The sequence below is a fragment of the Vibrio ordalii ATCC 33509 genome (genome assembly GCA_000257205.1).
In the GTDB taxonomy this organism is placed as follows: domain Bacteria; phylum Pseudomonadota; class Gammaproteobacteria; order Enterobacterales; family Vibrionaceae; genus Vibrio; species Vibrio ordalii.
Window position 1 is genome coordinate 41,512 of sequence record AEZC01000086.1, and the last position, 17,766, is coordinate 59,277.

A 17,766-nucleotide genomic window follows, 5' to 3' on the forward strand; every position below is an offset into this window, starting at 1 on the left:
CCTTATATTGTGTGCTCATTTAAATGCGGGAAGCAGCAGCATACTGCTTAAGCAAATCTGGCACATCTAGTATTAGTGCAATATGTCCATCGCTGGTAATCGTCGCCCCAGCCATACCCGGTGTTCTTTGAAGAAGCTTATCTAGTGGTTTGATTACCACTTCTTCTTGGCCAATTAAGGTATCAACGACAAAACCAACTCGCTGGCTACCGATCTGAACAATAACAACATGTCCATGACCTTTACGCAGTTCTATTTTCCCCGCTTTAGGTGCGAGCCAATTCTGTAAGTAGAAAAGTGGAATCGATTTTTTACGTACTATGATAGTCAGTTGTCCATCAACGACGTTAGTCCGGCTAAGATCAAGGTGGAAGATTTCATTAACGCTCGCAAGCGGTAGAGCAAATGGATGCCCAGCGACACCGACCATCAAAGTAGGTAAGATAGCGAGTGTCAACGGCACTTTGATCGTAATCTTAGTCCCTTTGCCCATCTCAGAATCGATGTCAATTGAACCATTGAGTGTGTTGATGGCTGTTTTTACAACATCCATCCCAACACCACGGCCAGAAATGTCTGAAATCTGCTCTTTACTGGAGAATCCAGCCATAAAGATTAAGTTAAAACACTCTTTATTGGAGAGGCGTGACGCCGCATCTTCATCCATCATACCGCGTTTCACCGCAATGCTACGCAACTTATCTGGGTCCATACCGCCGCCATCATCGACGATAGCTAGCTCAATATGGTCACCTTCTTGCGAAGCTGAGAGTATGATTTTACCCGTGCTTGGTTTTCCAGATTTGCTGCGCACATCTGGCATTTCAATACCGTGATCAACTGAGTTACGCACTAAGTGAATCAATGGGTCTGCAAGCGCTTCGACCAAGTTTTTATCAAGGTCTGTTTCTTCGCCACGCGTTTCAAGCACGATGTCTTTTTTCAAGGTGCGTGCAAGGTCTCGAACCACGCGAGGAAAACGGCCGAACACTTTCTTAATCGGTTGCATACGCGTTTTCATGACAGCGCCTTGCAAATCCGCGGTAACCACATCAAGGTTAGCCACTGCTTTGGCCATCTCTTCGTCGTTACTATTAAGCCCCAGACTCAGCAAGCGGTTACGAACTAGCACCAATTCGCCAATCATGTTCATAATGATGTCGAGCGTTGATGTATCAACACGGACTGTTGTTTCTGGTTGAGTCTGCGCTTTTTTAGCAGCAGGTGCTGATACTTCTTTTTTCTCAGCCACAGCAACAGGAGCTTTCGCAGGAGAAGAGGCGGCTGGAGCTGTTACTTTCGGTTGAGGAGCTGGTACAGGTTTTGCAGCTTCAGTTTTTGGTTTGGCGGTTTCAGTTGGTTTTACAGGCTCCGCTGGCTTCACATTTTCAGAGGCAGGCCTGGTTGCCATTTCCAACTCTTCTGGCAGTGGGCCTTTTCCCGAACCATGCAGATCGTCAAGAAGCTTTTCAAACTCCTCGTCAGTCATCAAATCATCGCCACCACCAGCAGAAGCTTTAGGTGCCGCTGTTGATTTTGGTGGAGGAGTAGAAGACGTGGAGGCGGATTTTGCTGCAACCTCAGGAGCAGATTCGACTGTTGGAGCCTTACCTACGCCATGCAGATCATCAAGCAGCTTTTCAAATTCGTCATCCGTAATATCACCACTAGTAGCCGCTGATGCACTTGGGGCTTTAGGCGCTGGGGGCGGTGCGGCATTTTCAGAATGAACATTGGGCGCAGTGCCTTTACCATGTAATTCGTCTAACAGTTTTTCAAATTCATCTTGCGTGATTTCATCGATAGAATTTGAATCTATCGCTTGTGATACTGTTGGTTGAGCAACTTCAGGCTCAGGCGCTTCGATAACCTCCTCTTCCTCAACTTCAGCAATAACAGGCTCCACTTCGTCAATTTCATCTTCAGAAGCAGGGCGACACAATTTATGAAGTTCATCGAGGAGAGCGGGATCTGCTGGCTCTAAAGGTTCTTGATCTTGAACAGCGCGAAACTGTGCATTAACGGTGTCTAAAGCTCGTAACATCGTATCCATTAAGCTTGATGTTACGCTTCTTTGACCATTGCGTAAGATATCAAATACGTTCTCGGCACCGTGGCACGTCTCAACCAGCTCGGTGAGGGCAAGAAAACCGGCCCCACCTTTAACGGTATGGAAACCGCGGAAAATCGCATTTAATAACTCCCTGTCTTCGGGGTTGTTCTCAAGTTCAACCAATTGCTCTGAGAGCAATTCGAGAATTTCACCTGCTTCAACCAAAAAGTCCTGAAGAATGTCGTCGTCTAATTCATAGCTCATACGTTACCCCTAAAAACCAAGACTCGATAATAAATCATCGACTTCGTCTTGAGATGAAACCGCATCGGCTCTTTCATGAGGGTTCAAAATAGGACCTTCAGGTTCGATAGATGGGTTCTTCTTGTCTGTTTTTTGTTCTATTTGGTTATCCCAAAAGGCAGTGAGAATCTCAACTAGGCGTTTCTCAACTTCATTAACCAGCGTAATAACACGTCGAATTATTTGGCCAGTAAGATCTTGAAAGTCTTGAGCCATCAATATCTCAGTTAGCTGACCTCGTAATTCGCTGCTGTTTCCCTCAACTTGCGATAGCAGGTCATCAATGCGGTGGCAAAGTGCTTTAAACTCGATAAGATCAATTCGCCCATGCATTAACTCATTCCATTGTGGACGCACTTTTAACAAACCTTCGTGAAGGCTGTCAGCGATCGGCATACACCGATCTACCGCATCCATTGTCTTATTCGCAGCTACTTCGGTTTTATCAATCACGTATTGTAGGCGATCCCTTGCATCTGGAATTTCGTCATTTGCAATCTCAGCCATTCGTTCATCAAGGTTGAACTGCTTGAGTGATTCGTGCAGCTCCCTTGTCAAAGTGCCTATTTCTTGCAGCATCGGATTGCTTGCTTTGTCATAGGTCTCTTTCAAGAGCAGATTCGCCTGCTCTTGCTGTCCATTTTCCAGTAGCTGAACGAGTTCTTTTGCTTGTTCTAATGAAATCATCGATTAGCCTTTTCGCGCATAAATGAATAGAGCACCTTTTGCCTGTGACCGCACGCTTTATAAACGCTCGAAAATTTTATCCAGTTTCTCTTTAAGCGTAGCAGCCGTAAATGGTTTTACGATATAGCCATTTACACCGGCTTGGGCGGCTTCGATGATTTGTTCGCGTTTTGCTTCTGCGGTGATCATCAGAACAGGGAGATGCTTAAGTTCTGCGTCTGCTCGGATATTTTTCAGCAAATCGATACCTTGCATGCCCGGCATATTCCAGTCTGTAACTACAAACTCAAAATCACCTTTCTTTAGCATAGGCAACGCTGTCAGGCCATCATCTGCTTCTTGGGTATTATTGAAGCCCAAATCACGAAGTAGATTCTTAACAATACGGCGCATTGTTGAAAAGTCGTCAACAATAAGGATCTTCATGTTTTTATTCAAAATTGCCTCCACTGAGCTCGAAATCAGTGATATTAGTCATTTTGCGTCCAAGAACTTAACTTTGTTCTTAGTCGCTGCATAGATTGGCTCAGTATCTGGCTAACGCGGGATTCGCTAACGCCTAAAACCTCACCAATTTCTTTTAAGTTTAACTCTTCATCATAATAGAGCGAAAGTACCAAAGCTTCACGTTCTGGAAGTGATTTTATTGATTCAACCAATGCTTTACGAAACGATTCATCGGCTACTCCCTTAAATGGCGAGTTGTCTTCATCGTCATCCAAAGGAGAAATTGCATCATCAGAAATACCTAAATCTTCGATTCCGACAATCCGTGAGCAATTAATGTCAGTTAATACAGTATGGTACTGATCGAGCGACATGCCTAAATACTTCGCAACTTCTGTATCAGTTGGGTTTCGGTTTAGCTCACCTTCTAGAACTGAAATTGCATGGGTTATCTCTCGGTTGTGTTTATGAACCGAGCGTGGAACCCAATCACCACGCCGAATATCGTCGAGCATAGCTCCACGAATTCGAATTCCTGCATAGGTTTCAAAGCTTGCACCTTTACTCCCATCATAATTTTTTTGTGCTTCAAGTAGGCCTATCATTCCTGCTTGTATTAAATCTTCGACCAATACGTTTGGTGGCAGGCGACCTGCTAAATGGTGTGCAATACGCTTAACCAATACAGAGTATTTTTCTAAAAATGCTTGTTGGCTCTTTAGGTTTCCGTGTTGGTCATAAGTAAGCGCTTTATTCACCGAATGGTTCCCCTACACTTTCTGTTCTATTTAGCAAACGCTCGACAAAAAATTCCAAATGGCCAGTCGGCGTTCTTGGAATTGGCCACGTTAACGCTTTGCTTGCTAACGAGCTAATTGCCAATGCCGCAGGTGACCGCGGGAACGCATCGACCACTATTTTTTGTTTTTTTACTGCTTGGCGCACTTTATCATCCAAAGGTATGCAAGCAACAAGTTCAAGGCTCACATTTAGGAATCTTTCTGTCACTAATGTTAATTTAGCAAATAATTCCCGTCCTTCACGATAACTTCTCACCATATTGGCCACAATTTTAAAACGTTGCACTTGGTGTTCACGACTTAACAGTTTGATCAAGGCGTAGGCATCAGTGATGGACGTCGGTTCATCACATACCACGATCACTACATCTTGTGCGGCGCGGCAGAAGCTCACGACCATATCAGAAATACCCGCCGCCGTATCGATGAGCAGAATATCCATCTCATCTTCTAAACTGCCAAAGGCGCGTATTAAACCAACATGTTGGGCGTGTGACAACTCTGTCATTGACTGTGTACCCGAAGTCGCTGGGATTATGCGTATCCCAAAAGGCCCTTCGACGATGGCATCCTTGAGTTCACACTCGCCAGCCAGTACATGCCCTAAGTTTCGCTTCGGGCGTATGCCAAGCATAACATCCACGTTAGCCAAACCTAAATCTGCATCCAACACCATGACTTTTTTACCTTGGCGAGCCATGCAGATCGCCATGCCGAGTGTCACGTGAGATTTACCCACGCCACCTTTGCCACCCGTCACAGAAATGACTTTGGTCAGTGACGGTTGAGTTAAGCGGCGTAAACCGCTCGCTTGGTCATATATCATATTATTCGCCATATTTGTCCGCCGTCTAGAATCTCTCGGAGTCGCTGCTCCAATAGTGAGGTTCATTCTCTGTCGACTTCTCTAGCAATTCGTTTGCCTTTGCAACCATGTACTTTGGCTGGGCAATCACAATATCTTCTGGTACACGCTGGCCATTCGCAATGTAAGCAACCGGCAGTGCGTTTTGAACCACGACACTCACAAATTCCCCTAAGCTCAATGACTCATCAAGCTTAGTCATAATGCACCCTGAAAGAGGGATCCTTCTAAAGTGCTCGATTGTTTCTTGCAATACTTTTCTTTGTGCCGTTGCAGGCAGTACAAGGTAGCTGTGGATGACTTCGCCACTCTCTTGCATCAGGGTATCAAGCTGCTCTGATAACCGAACATCACGCTGCCCCATCCCTGCGGTATCGACTAAAATTAAACGCCGATTTCTTAGCTGATATATTACATCGGCTAACTCACTGGAATCTTTAGCAACTCTTACTGGACAACCCATAATTCGGCCATAAATAGAGAGCTGTTCATGAGCACCGATACGGTAGGTATCGGTGGTGACAAGAGCGACGTTATCAGCGCCATACTCCATAGCGGCGCGAGCGGCCAATTTAGCAATGGTGGTGGTTTTACCAACCCCTGTTGGACCTAATAGCGCAACGACACCACCACGTTTCAGAATGTCTTGTTTGGAAACAGGGACTTGATCGGCAACTAAGCCAAGCAGTGCCTTCCAAGCTTTAGTCGGAGCCGTATCTTCTGGAATATAGCACGCGAGCTGGTCAGCCAATTCTAACGAAACGCCCATACGTTCAAGCCTTTTAATAAGCATGGCACGCAAAGGCTCTCTGCGTTCAACTTCTTGCCACATCAATCCTGAAACTTGATGCTCTAGCAGTTGTCGTATTGAGGTCATCTCTTCGCGCATGTTTTCTAGCTCAGGGTTCGAAACACTCGCCTCTTGTACCGGATGACGATCATAGCGTGATGGATCTAGCTTGGGCGTTTGACGCGTGGAGGCCCTTCTATCATCAGCAATTAATTTTGCTAATGGGGAATCGGCTCGTAACTCTACGCCACTGCGTCCTGAGTTGGTATTGGATGAGCTTGATTGACGTTGCAATAACGCAGAGAGCGAATCTTCATTTTCGGCGTGGTAATCTGAATCTGAGCCGCTAGGCGTGCTGTACTGCTTTAGCATATTCGCGAATCGTTTGGTCATTGAACGTCCGGCATCTGCGCTATTTTGCAGACTGACACGATCGTCATCCAACTCGCGAGAGGATTTGTTCACAGACGGCGTGACTTGGGTGTAACCTTGCTGTTTAGGCTGCGAATTATAGCGCTTGGCGCTGTTTTGCTGAGTAGGTTGTTCACCATCCACTGCAGCAACGATCTCAACACCACCCGCGACTTTTTTATTCGACATGATCACCGCTTCCGCACCAAGCTCTTCTTTCACTTGCAGCAGTGCAGTTCGCATATCTTTGGCAAAAAATCGTTTTATTTTCAAAGCAGATATCCGTGTTTAAATGGCTAAAGCCCGATTAAGTGACAACAGTTTCGTTAGTTACCAACGGCTTGAACAATCCGAATTTGTTTCTCGTCAGGTATTTCTTGATAAGAGAGCACACGCAAATTAGGTATCGTGTTTTTCACAAACTTCGCCAAAGTTGAACGAAGCACGCCAGACGTGAGTAACACGGCAGGCTCACCTTTCAATTCTTGCTCTTGCGTTGCATGGCTCAGCGCCGCTTGTAAACGCTCTGCTAAGCCAGGTTCAATACCTGCCGATTCTCCTCCTGACGCCTGCATGGTTTGATGCAATATTTGTTCCAGTTCAGGAATTAGCGTTATCACTGGCAGTTCAGGCTCTATACCATTGATTTCCTGAACGATTAAACGTTTCAATGAAATTCGAACAGCCGCCGTTAGGATGTCAGGTTCTTGACTCCGCCCAGAATACTCCGCCAAGGTTTGTATTATGGTTCGAATATCTCGGATCGGAATCGCTTCATTGAGTAGGTTTTGCAGTACCTTAACGACAGTACCCAACGGCAGTTGATCTGGGACGAAGTTTTCAACCAACCTTGGCGCTGATCGACCCAGCATTTCAATTAAGTTTTGCACCTCTTCATGACCAATCAGTTGTGAGGCGTTATTAGTGAGAAGCTGACTCAAATGAGTGGCGAGTACAGTCGATGAGTCTACGACTGTGTAACCCAGAGCTTGTGCATGCTCGCGCTGCTCTTCACGAATCCAAACCGCTTCAAGACCGAATGCAGGATCAAGTGTGCGTTCACCGTCAATAACGCCATAAACTTGACCAGGGTTAATCGCCAGTTCTTGATCTGGGCGGATCTCCGCTTCACCAACAGCAACCCCCATTAGGGTAATGCGATAACTATTGGGCGTTAATTCTAAATTGTCGCGAATATGCACTGCGGGGATGAGAAAACCAAAGTCTTGCGAAAGTTTTTTCCGAACACCTTTTACGCGTTCGAGCAGCTCTCCACCTTGATCTCGGTCCACCAGCGGTATCAATCGATAGCCCACTTCCAAGCCAATCACATCGACGGGTTGAACATCATCCCAAGATAGCTCTTTTTGAGTAGGTGTATCGTTGTCCACTTTTGCTGGCAGTTTCTTTTCATCGGCGGTTTTTTTCTGTTTGCGTATCATCCAATACGCGCAACCACCCGCTAATGCGGCTAGCAGTAAAAAAGCAAAGTGAGGCATGCCAGGTACAATACCCATGATGCCGAGAATACAAGCGGTGATCATTAGAGCTTTAGGGTTATCAAACAGTTGGAAGACAACTTGTTCTCCCATATCTTCATCGATATTTTGACGGGTGACCATCATCGCAGCACCAATCGACAGTAGCAATGAGGGGATCTGAGCCACTAAACCATCACCAATGGTCAGCAGTGTGTAGATTTGGATCGCTTCTTTAAACCCCAACCCATGCTGCGCCATTCCAATCGATAAGCCGCCAATGATGTTGATGAATAAGATTAAGATCCCGGCAATCGCATCCCCTTTGACAAATTTTGATGCACCGTCCATTGAACCGTAGAAATCCGCTTCTTTGGTTACTTCAAAACGTCTTAATCGCGCTTGATCTTGGTCGATTAATCCCGCATTCAAATCTGCATCTATCGCCATTTGCTTACCCGGTAACGCATCCAAAGTAAAACGAGCACTCACCTCAGAAATACGCCCTGCACCTTTGGTTACGACCATAAAGTTGATGATCATTAAGATCAAAAACACCACTAAACCAACGGCGTAATTACCACCAATCACCACACTACCAAATGCTTCAATGACGTTACCAGCGGCGCCGGGGCCTTCATGACCATACAATAAAACCACACGGGTTGAAGCGACGTTCAAGGCTAGTCGAAGTAAGGTTGCAATAAGCAAAACAGTAGGAAATGCAGCAAAATCAAGCGGTCTACGGGTATAGACTGTGACCAGCAATACCACCATCGCTAAAGCAATGTTAAAGGTGAAAAACAGATCTAATAGGAAGGCTGGGATCGGTAAAACGACCATAGCCAGCGTGGCTAATACCATAACCGGCGCACCGATTGCTGGTATACTTCGCTGCGGTATTGATGGCAATTTATCTGCAAATGGGAGAGTAAATTTCATAGGTTAGCAAGCAATCTGTTGATAAATGTCTATAAATGCGACCATGCGTTAACTCAGCGATGCAATTTTTAGTCCAGCAAAACAGTCAAAATAATGGCTACATTGGCAAAGGCAATAACCCTTTACTTAACGTAGCCTAGTAATTCAAATTACGTGAACTTCTTTTACTTTGAATGGTGGTTTAAGGATTAATACTCCAGATCTGCACTCCTTTACGCAACTCTCTATCGTATTCGATACCAATCAAACCTGAGGTGGGGAACATTGGAGGTACTAAATCGGTAACAAATTCAGCCGCAAGATAGCCAACTAACGGTAAATGAGACACCAGCAGCACTGATTCGATTTGTTCTACATCGGCCAAGGCAGAGACATACTCAAATACCACTTCCGCTTTCCCATAAGGTGTGATGTCATCACAGGTCACAACATCATCGGCATTAAAATAAGAGGCTATAGCAGCCCAAGTTTGCTGCGCCCGTAAGTAAGGGCTTACCAATACTTTATCTACATGGCGAAGATCTTGCTTTTCACAAGCACGAGCCACAGCAACAGACTCACGAAGACCTCTTTCGGTTAAGGCCCTTTGTGCATCACTCGCTGCATAATGTTCAGCTTCTCCGTGACGCATAATAAAAATCTTCATTACTCATTCCTAGTGGTTATTATCTATGCCGTCTAGGCGGCTTTATTCTCGATTATATCAGGCAACCAAGCAAAGACTTCGACACTGTTAACAGTCTATTAAAAAGTCTCCTGAAGGACTAAAATGGCACTTTGCTCATAAAATCATTGCTTGAAATTTGCACCTAACCGTTTCAACGCCATAATTAAAAAAGCCTTTTCTGTGGAGAGTCACTGTGCATTTAAGCCCTAACGACACCAACCAATACCGCTACATTACGTTAAGTAATGGTCTGAGAACATTACTTATTCAAGCGGATGATGCACAAAAGTCAGCCGCTGCTTTAGCGATTAATGTAGGGCATTTCGATAACCCTGAAGACAGAGAAGGTCTTGCCCACTATCTGGAACACATGCTGTTTTTAGGCACCGAAAAGTATCCGAAAATTGGTGAGTTTCAAAGTTTTATTAATCAACATGGTGGCAGCAATAACGCATGGACTGGTACAGAGCACACCTGTTTTTTCTTTGATGTAAGCCCAAATCATTTTGAAAAAGCCTTGGATCGATTCAGCCAATTCTTTTGTGCCCCCCTATTTAATCAAGAAGCTCTGGATAAAGAACGCCAAGCGGTGGATTCTGAATTTAAACTCAAACAGAATGATGATTCGAGAAGGCTCTATCAGGTTCAAAAAGAAACCATCAATCCGCAACACCCGTTTGCTAAATTTTCAGTGGGTAATTTAGAAACGTTGTGTGATAGAAATGGTCTCTCTATCCGCGAAGAAATTGTCCGTTTTCACCATGAAAACTACTCAGCTGATTTGATGACGCTCTCGCTAGCAGGCCCACAGACACTTGATGAGTTAGAGCAGTGGGCAAGAGATGAATTTTCCTCCATCCCAAATAAACAGCTCGGCCCGAAAAAAATCGAGGTGCCTTTTGTTTTAGACGCGCACCGCGGCGTCTTGATTCAAATCGAGCCACGAAAAGAGATCCGCAAACTAACTTTAAGCTTACCAGCCCCAAGCATGGATGACTTTTATCATGTCAAACCTCTCTCTTATTTCGCCCATCTCATCGGTTACGAAGGTGAAGGCAGTTTAATGTTGGCATTAAAAGAGAAAGGTTGGATCACGTCCTTATCGGCTGGAGGCGGCGCAAGTGGCAGCAATTATCGAGAGTTTTCGATAAGTTTTAGCCTGACACATGAAGGCGTAAAACACGTCGACAACATCATCCAGTCACTCTTTACTCAGATTAAATTAATCGCAGAGCAGGGCCTGAACGAATGGCGTTACCTTGAGAAAAGAGCGGTGCTTGAATCGGCTTTTCGCTTTCAAGAAACGACAAGGCCATTAGACATGGTCAGCCATTTAGTGGTTAATATGCAGCACTATCAACCGCAAGACACCATCTATGGCGATTATATGATGGCGGGCTACAACGAATCGCTACTTAAGCAAGCACTTCATTATTTGACTCCTGCAAATCTACGCGCCACGTTAATTGCTAAAGATGGGTATTACGATAAGAAAGCGAAATGGTATTTTACACCCTATTCAATTACTCGATTATCGGCGTCACAACTTGCAACATTCGCAACCCCTTGCGACATTGAAACAAACTTACCACCACTCAATCCTTTTATCTGTTACGACTTAGACCCAAAACCGTTAGAGCCTTCAACGTCTTTACACCCGGAAATCATTGAAGAGTTACCAGGCTTTCGTTTATGGCATCGACAAGACCATGAATTTAGAGTGCCTAAAGGGGTAATTTACATCGCGATTGATAGCCCGAACTCGGTAGCCACTGCTCGAAATATTGTTAAAACCCGTCTCTGTGTGGAAATGTTTTTAGACTCGCTGGCCACGGAAACTTACCAAGCAGAAATTGCTGGGATGAGTTACAACATGTACGCGCATCAGGGCGGCGTTACTCTGATGCTTTCTGGTTTTAGCGAAAAGCAACCACAGTTAATGGAGATGATTCTCGCACGCTTTGCTAAACGTGATTTTAGCCTAAAACGCTTTAACACCATCAAGCAACAACTGCTTCGTAACTGGCAAAACACCACTAAAGATCGTCCAATTTCGCAGCTTTTCAATGCAATGACGGGTATTTTACAACCCAACAACCCTCCTTATGAAACGCTACTTGATGCCTTAAAACAGATAGAAGTCGATGAGCTCAGTGATTTCGTTGAACAAATATTAGCGCAACTTCATGTTGAGATGTTTGTCTATGGCGACTGGTTAAGAAGTGATGCACAAGCGATGGCAGATACGCTTAAAAACGCATTACGAGTCAAAGATCAACAGTACGAGGAATCATTAAGACCACTCGTCATGCTCGGAGAGAGTGGGACTTTTCAAAAAGAGGTTCACTGCGATCAAGAAGATTCTGCTGTGGTGGTCTATTATCAGTGCAATGATGCCACACCCCGCAGCATCGCCTTATATTCATTAGCTAATCACTTGATGTCCGCTACATTTTTTCATGAAATTCGCACTAAGCAGCAACTTGGTTATATGGTCGGAACGGGCAACATGCCATTAAACCTTCACCCAGGCATCGTACTCTATGTCCAGTCACCGAATGCTGCCCCTTATGAGCTGATTAGCGCTGTAGATGAATTTTTAAATGCTTTTTACATGGTGCTGCTGGAGCTCAACGAATACCAGTGGCACAGCAGTAAACGCGGTTTATGGAATCAAATTTCAACCCCCGACCCCACCCTTCGCAGCCGTGCGCAAAGACTTTGGGTTGCTATCGGCAATAAAGATGCCGGCTTTGATCAAAGAGAGCAGGTTTTGAGTGAACTGAAATCACTCAGCCGCAGTGATATGATTCGCTTTGTGGTCAATGAGCTAAAACCAAGGACCGCCAATCGACTGATCATGCACAGCCAAGGAAACGCACATCAAACGGTTCAGAAACTCAGTTTAGGGCAAGAAATTGGCTCAATTGAAGCGTTCCAGCTTCGGCCTAAAAGCTATAACTTAGGATAACAGTACTTCATCGCCATCAGAGCAATTTATCTTTGCTCTGATTTTACGATCTCTTTTAAAGAGTGGGGATGCAGTTTAATACACACGCCTTGCCACTTAAATGCAACCTTCGGGTTATGTAATCGCTCTCCTTCCCCTTTTGGACTGGACAATTTAACTTGAACACCTTGAGTGTCTAATGTTGTCCAGCATTCTTTTAATCGTGGGTAAATCGACAGTATATCCTGCAAATAGGCTTGCGCGGTTTGTGCCTCAGATGGCACCACAAATTCCACATGCTCCCAGCTCTGCTCTGGGTAAATTTTTCCCTCGGCAGGGTAAGGCAATTCCAAACATTCTATTGACCAACCATAAGCCGATAGCGGCACCGCAAATTGAATCACAATGATAGGACGGCCATTTATCTGAGCACTCGATATTTCTCGTCCTTCCTCCAGCCATGCCGCATGTGCTAATGAAGCTAATTTACGATCATTAATGAGCAGTGCAATGTGGTCAGCTTGATTTGTGGATAAATTAATATGCAAAATTTTGGTTAATTCTTGAATTTTATGCATAAATTTGTCTAAATTCTGCTTAAGCTGTTCAGGATGAAGCGCTGCATTCTTCAATGGTTCAAGCATTTAAATGGTCCAAAATGATGATTATCGTGTAATAGTACCAACAACTCTTCGAAAAGTAGAAAATTTCCTAATTTAGTCCCTATAAGCGCCTCAATAAAATTGGTATTATGTGCGCCAAATGATGAACAAAATTAAGATATGTATTGGCACTAAATGGTGAATAAAATGCATACCTTTGCAATTCCAAGAATTAAAGGAAACGCGTGTGAATATCCAAGCACTGATTAATGACAAAGTATCTCAGGCTCTTGAAGCCGCAGGCGCACCAGCTGGCAGTCCTGCTGCTGTTCGCCAATCGGCCAAAGCGCAATTTGGTGACTATCAAGCCAATGGCATTATGGGCGTAGCTAAGCAACTGGGTACCAACCCGCGAGAATTTGCTCAAAAAGTATTGGATGTTCTGGACCTCGATGGCATTGCGAGCAAAACGGAAATTGCAGGCCCAGGTTTTATCAACATTTTCCTCAGTGAAGCGTTTCTTGCTAAACAAGCGGATATCGCCCTAGCAGATGAGCACCTTGGCGTAACAAAAGAAGCGCAGAAGACGATCGTCGCAGACTACTCAGCGCCTAACGTTGCCAAAGAGATGCATGTAGGTCACTTACGCTCAACCATTATTGGTGACGCTGTTGTGCGTACCTTGGAATTTTTAGGCCATAAAGTGATCCGCGCCAACCACATCGGTGACTGGGGCACGCAATTTGGTATGTTGATAGCCAACCTTGAACGTGTGCAACAAGAATCTGGTAACGAAGTTTCAATGGAACTTTCCGATCTTGAAGCTTTCTATCGTGAGTCAAAAAAACTCTACGACGAAGATGAAGTGTTTGCCGCTAAAGCACGAAATTATGTGGTCAAACTACAAAGCGGTGACGAATTCTGCGCTCAAATGTGGAAAAAATTGGTGGATATCACCATGATTCAAAACCAACGTAACTATGATCGTTTGAATGTTTCGCTCACGCGCGATGATGTGATGGGCGAAAGCATGTACAACGACATGTTGCCCGGCATCGTAGCCGATTTAAAAGAAAAAGGTTTGGCGCAAGAAGATGATGGCGCACAAGTGGTTTTTCTTGAAGAATACAAAAATAAAGATGGCGAGCCGATGGGCGTTATCATCCAAAAACGTGATGGCGGCTTCTTATACACAACAACCGATATCGCGTGTGCCAAATACCGTTATGAAACCTTAGGTGCGGACCGTGTGTTGTACTTTATCGACTCGCGTCAACATCAGCACCTAATGCAAGCATGGACGATTGTCCGCAAAGCGGGCTATGTACCTGAAAAAGTGACTCTTGAACACCACGCCTTTGGTATGATGCTAGGCAAAGATGGCCGCCCGTTCAAAACTCGTGCTGGCGGTACTGTTCGTCTGGCCGATCTTCTCGATGAAGCGCAAGAGCGTGCCGCTAAATTAATTGAATCCAAAAACCCTGATTTAGACGCCGCAGAAAAAGCCAACATTGCCAATACTGTCGCGATGGCCGCAGTGAAATACGCTGATCTTTCTAAGCACCGTACTACCGATTACGTGTTTGACTGGGACAACATGTTGGCATTTGAAGGTAACACTGCACCTTACATGCAGTATGCCTACACACGTGTTGCGTCAATTTTTGCTAAAGCAGGCGTATCGATGGATAACCTGACGGGTGAAATTAAAGTCACACAAGAGAAAGAAAAAGCTTTGATTGCGAAACTTCTGCAGTTTGAAGAAGCGGTACAAGCTGTTGCCCGCGAAGGCCAACCTCACATTATGTGTAGCTACCTATTTGAATTAGCAGGCCAATTCTCTAGCTTCTATGAAGCATGCCCAATCTTAGTCGCTGAAGATGAAAGTGTAAAACAAAGCCGCCTAAAACTGGCTGCATTGACAGCAAAAACCATCAAGCAAGGTTTGTCGCTACTCGGTATTGATACATTAGAACGTATGTAACGACAACTATGAGTGAATGAAAGGGTTGACCATGGTCAGCCTTTTCTTTTATCGGTGATAACATCCGTGAAAGTGAGATTGACATGAATTTTGAACTCCACCCGCAACTGGCCAAAGACACTTCCGTTATTGGTGAATTTCCTCTTTGCTTAGCCTTACTCCATAAAGACAATTCCGTGCCTTGGGTTATTCTGGTGCCTAAACGTGCCAATTTGAAAGAGCTGCATCATCTTTCAATGCAGGACCAACAGCAATTTTTGTACGAATCTCAAGCCGTTAGCCAAGCTCTTGAAGCTACGTTTTGTCCGGATAAACTCAATTTAGGGGCGCTAGGTAACATGGTGCCTCAGCTCCATATTCACCATGTTGCTCGATTTAAAAATGACGTAGCATGGCCAGGGCCTATCTGGGGCAATACTCAAGGGGTAATGAGAGCCGAGCAAGAACAACAAGAGATCTTAACCAGAATCAAAAATGTGCTATCACTGAGTTCTATTTTTAGAAAGGGATAAACGTCGTCTCTCACACCATACATTAGGAAAAAGATAGATTGGGTAAACGTTTGAAAGCCGCTGACATCAGCGGCTTTCGTTTATCAGACAGAATGCCTAGCATCAATTATGACTAAAGTACGACAGTCAAAGACAGCCCATTATTTCGGTTAAGCCCATAACGCACTCTTGTTACGTGGTGAGCCTTGTTGGTATCGATAGTGCGCGACAACACACCTTTTCTTATCCACACGGCTAGCATAGCGTCAACGCCATCCTCACTGAGCGAAAACTTTTTCGCAATCGCCGAGCGGCTAACGATTCCATTCTCTTCAATGTAGCGCTTTAGCTCATTTAATATCATGCCACTTGTACCTCAAGCACCGTTTTCTGCTGGAGTCCTTTTCGCTTAAGCATTTTAAAGGTCAACAAACTCACCATAACAATGGCAATAATCCATGTTAAACTTTCGACAGGGGTTTCGGTGATCCTTGTCGCTTGGTAATAAAGCGCGGCGCCACCATAAGCAAGCCCCATCGTCCATACGGCGATAAAACGAGCATAATTCGCACCAAACTCACGAACATAAGCCCCCATGGCTGCAACACAAGGCGTGTAAAGCAAAATGAAGATAAGGTAGGAAAATGCGGCATGACCAGTCACAAAGTGCTGTTTCAAATTACCAAAGATTGAGGCATCGACGGCTTGCTCTTCAGCCACTGCGCTACTGTCTGTCAAGTCTCCGACTTCGATACCGAGCGGATCAGAGAAGCTTAATCCCGTTAGGTTTTCTGGTATAGACATGACCGCTTCTTGTAGGCTCGCCATTAGGTCATATTCACTTTCATCACCTTCAGCAGAGGTATATAAATTGTTTAATGTTCCGACTACCGCTTCTTTGGCAAAAATACCCGTGATGATACCCACTGTCGCTGGCCAGTTATCCTGATTGATACCAATAGGAGTAAATACCGGCGTAACCACTTGAGCCACTTTTGATAGCACTGAGTTGTCACTATCTTCATTGCCAAAACTGCCATCAGTACCAACTGAATTGAGGAAGCTTAAGATCATAACGACGATGACAATCGTTTTCCCTGCACCGAGAACAAAACGTTTTAATTTCTGCCATGTTTTGATCATGACGTTTTGTACCGTTGGGATCTCGTAATCTGTCATCTCCATAACGAGGCTGTCGCTTGAACCCGGATAGAGCGTATGCTTCAAAACCAAACCAGTGAACACTGCGGCTAAAATGCCCAATAAATAAAGAGCAAAAACTACATTTTGACCGCTTTCAGGGAAAAATGCCGCAGCAAATAGCGCATAAACAGGCAAACGTGCACCACATGACATAAAGGGTGCCATCGATGCCGCTAATTTACGTTCACGTTCTTGATCTAGAGTACGAGTCGCCATAATCGCGGGAACGTTACAACCAAATCCTAAAACAAGCGGAACAAACGCTTTACCCGGTAGGCCTATCTTCTGCATCACTTTATCTAAAACAAAAGCCGCGCGAGACATATAGCCTGAACTTTCGAGTACAGCTAAAAATAAGTACAAACAAGCGATAACTGGGATAAATGTGGCGACGGTTTGAATACCTCCGCCAAGGCCATCGGCTAATAATGTCACTAGCCAAATAGGCAAATGATCATCCAGTAAGTAGTGCCCGCCATCAACCAGTAACGCCCCGACGCCAATGTCGAAGAAATCAATGAAAGCGCTCCCAACATTGATCGAGAACATAAACATTAAGTACATAACCACAAAGAAAAACGGTACACCCACCCATTTATTTAAAATAAGCTTATCCGCTTTTTGTGTAAAACTGCGGCTTAGTTTCCCTTCTGTTTTGCGGATCTGCTGACACTGTTCATGCAAAAATGTGTATTTGGTATCAGCAACATGCAGATCAATATCCAAACCACTTTGCAGTTGCTCTTTCTGGATAAGCTCACGCTGCACTTCTGGTAATCCATTAATCACCAAAAGATCATTTTCTAAGGCACGAATAGCCAATGCGCGAGGTGCCACTTGCTGTTGTTGGAAAATAGCGGCTAATTTTCCGATCGATTGTTCAAATGCACTACCGTAATCCAGTACCAGTTCTTTAAGAGCTACGCCTTGCAGCAGCACTTTATGCAACTTTTCTTTGAATCGACTTACCTGCTCTTTACTGGTAGCAGAAAGCATGAAAACGGGGCAACCTAGAACTTTCTCAAGTTGTTGAATGTCTAGGCTTTGACGCTCTCTTTTTAAAGCGTCCATTGTATGCGCCCCATGATCCCAC

14 protein-coding genes are annotated in these 17,766 nt (G+C 44.7%); 3 read left to right on the top strand and 11 right to left on the bottom strand.

Translation table 11 applies throughout. The features are described from left to right. Positions 1–19: 19 nt before the first annotated feature. The 8 genes from VOR_RS0106355 to sixA form a co-directional block, all read right to left on the bottom strand. Positions 20–2,317: a chemotaxis protein CheA gene (locus tag VOR_RS0106355; protein ID WP_010318884.1), complete on the bottom strand. Its 2,298-nt coding sequence runs from the start codon at positions 2,315–2,317 to the stop codon at positions 20–22. 9 nt (positions 2,318–2,326) lie between these two features. Beyond that, a complete protein-coding gene (locus VOR_RS0106360; protein WP_010318885.1) occupies positions 2,327–3,043 on the bottom strand; it encodes a protein phosphatase CheZ in 717 nt (238 codons plus the stop codon). Between the two features lie 57 nt (positions 3,044–3,100). Then, on the bottom strand, positions 3,101–3,469 hold the full coding sequence (gene cheY, locus VOR_RS0106365; protein ID WP_033197405.1) for a chemotaxis response regulator CheY: 369 nt from the start codon (positions 3,467–3,469) through the stop codon (positions 3,101–3,103). Between the two features lie 44 nt (positions 3,470–3,513). Then, on the bottom strand, positions 3,514–4,248 hold the full coding sequence (locus VOR_RS0106370) for an RNA polymerase sigma factor FliA (protein WP_010318887.1): 735 nt from the start codon (positions 4,246–4,248) through the stop codon (positions 3,514–3,516). Then, entirely contained in the window at positions 4,241–5,128 is an 888-nt protein-coding gene (locus tag VOR_RS0106375) for a MinD/ParA family protein (protein ID WP_010318888.1), read from the bottom strand. The genes VOR_RS0106370 and VOR_RS0106375 overlap by 8 nt, the downstream gene beginning before the upstream one ends. A gap of 13 nt (positions 5,129–5,141) precedes the next feature. Next, positions 5,142–6,629 carry a flagellar biosynthesis GTPase FlhF gene (gene flhF, locus VOR_RS0106380; RefSeq protein ID WP_010318889.1) on the bottom strand — a complete coding sequence of 496 codons (1,488 nt, stop codon included), beginning with the start codon at positions 6,627–6,629 and terminating at the stop codon, positions 5,142–5,144. Positions 6,630–6,682: 53 nt separating this feature from the next. After that, positions 6,683–8,776 carry a flagellar biosynthesis protein FlhA gene (gene flhA, locus VOR_RS0106385; RefSeq protein WP_010318890.1) on the bottom strand — a complete coding sequence of 698 codons (2,094 nt, stop codon included), beginning with the start codon at positions 8,774–8,776 and terminating at the stop codon, positions 6,683–6,685. Positions 8,777–8,957: 181 nt separating this feature from the next. Beyond that, positions 8,958–9,422, bottom strand: a complete 465-nt coding sequence (gene sixA, locus VOR_RS0106390; protein ID WP_010318891.1) for a phosphohistidine phosphatase SixA — start codon at positions 9,420–9,422, stop codon at positions 8,958–8,960. Between the two features lie 214 nt (positions 9,423–9,636). Between sixA and VOR_RS0106395 the strand changes: the two genes are divergently transcribed. Next, a complete protein-coding gene (locus tag VOR_RS0106395; protein ID WP_010318892.1) occupies positions 9,637–12,414 on the top strand; it encodes an insulinase family protein in 2,778 nt (925 codons plus the stop codon). Between the two features lie 26 nt (positions 12,415–12,440). Here the strand turns inward: VOR_RS0106395 and VOR_RS0106400 are convergent, their stop codons facing one another. After that, positions 12,441–13,037 (bottom strand): VOC family protein, encoded by a 597-nt coding sequence (locus tag VOR_RS0106400; protein ID WP_010318893.1) that lies wholly within the window; start codon positions 13,035–13,037, stop codon positions 12,441–12,443. Between the two features lie 205 nt (positions 13,038–13,242). Here VOR_RS0106400 and argS point away from each other — a divergent pair, with 205 nt between their 5' ends. Together argS and VOR_RS0106410 are read left to right on the top strand one after the other, a co-directional pair. After that, complete coding sequence (gene argS, locus VOR_RS0106405; protein WP_010318894.1) at positions 13,243–14,979, top strand: arginine--tRNA ligase; 1,737 nt, start codon at positions 13,243–13,245, stop codon at positions 14,977–14,979. An 83-nt stretch (positions 14,980–15,062) separates the two neighbouring features. Then, the gene (locus VOR_RS0106410; RefSeq protein ID WP_010318895.1) at positions 15,063–15,491 is read left to right on the top strand and encodes an HIT family protein; all 429 of its coding nucleotides are present in this window, start codon (positions 15,063–15,065) and stop codon (positions 15,489–15,491) included. Between the two features lie 112 nt (positions 15,492–15,603). Here VOR_RS0106410 and VOR_RS0106415 read toward each other — a convergent pair whose 3' ends face one another. Both VOR_RS0106415 and feoB read right to left on the bottom strand, forming a co-directional pair. After that, positions 15,604–15,834 carry a FeoC-like transcriptional regulator gene (locus VOR_RS0106415; protein WP_010318896.1) on the bottom strand — a complete coding sequence of 77 codons (231 nt, stop codon included), beginning with the start codon at positions 15,832–15,834 and terminating at the stop codon, positions 15,604–15,606. Then, on the bottom strand, positions 15,831–17,766 hold a 1,936-nt coding region (gene feoB, locus VOR_RS0106420), incomplete at its 5' end, for a ferrous iron transport protein B (protein WP_010318897.1). The genes VOR_RS0106415 and feoB, both read right to left, overlap by 4 nt.

Coding starts and splice junctions, on each gene's coding strand:
- VOR_RS0106355 (WP_010318884.1), bottom strand. CDS start 2,317: ATGAGCTATGAATTAGACGACGACATTCTTCAGGACTTTTTGGTTGAA.
- VOR_RS0106360 (WP_010318885.1), bottom strand. CDS start 3,043: ATGATTTCATTAGAACAAGCAAAAGAACTCGTTCAGCTACTGGAAAAT.
- cheY (WP_033197405.1), bottom strand. CDS start 3,469: ATGAAGATCCTTATTGTTGACGACTTTTCAACAATGCGCCGTATTGTT.
- VOR_RS0106375 (WP_010318888.1), bottom strand. CDS start 5,128: ATGGCGAATAATATGATATATGACCAAGCGAGCGGTTTACGCCGCTTA.
- flhA (WP_010318890.1), bottom strand. CDS start 8,776: ATGAAATTTACTCTCCCATTTGCAGATAAATTGCCATCAATACCGCAG.
- sixA (WP_010318891.1), bottom strand. CDS start 9,422: ATGAAGATTTTTATTATGCGTCACGGAGAAGCTGAACATTATGCAGCG.
- VOR_RS0106400 (WP_010318893.1), bottom strand. CDS start 13,037: ATGCTTGAACCATTGAAGAATGCAGCGCTTCATCCTGAACAGCTTAAG.
- VOR_RS0106410 (WP_010318895.1), top strand. CDS start 15,063: ATGAATTTTGAACTCCACCCGCAACTGGCCAAAGACACTTCCGTTATT.
- VOR_RS0106415 (WP_010318896.1), bottom strand. CDS start 15,834: ATGATATTAAATGAGCTAAAGCGCTACATTGAAGAGAATGGAATCGTT.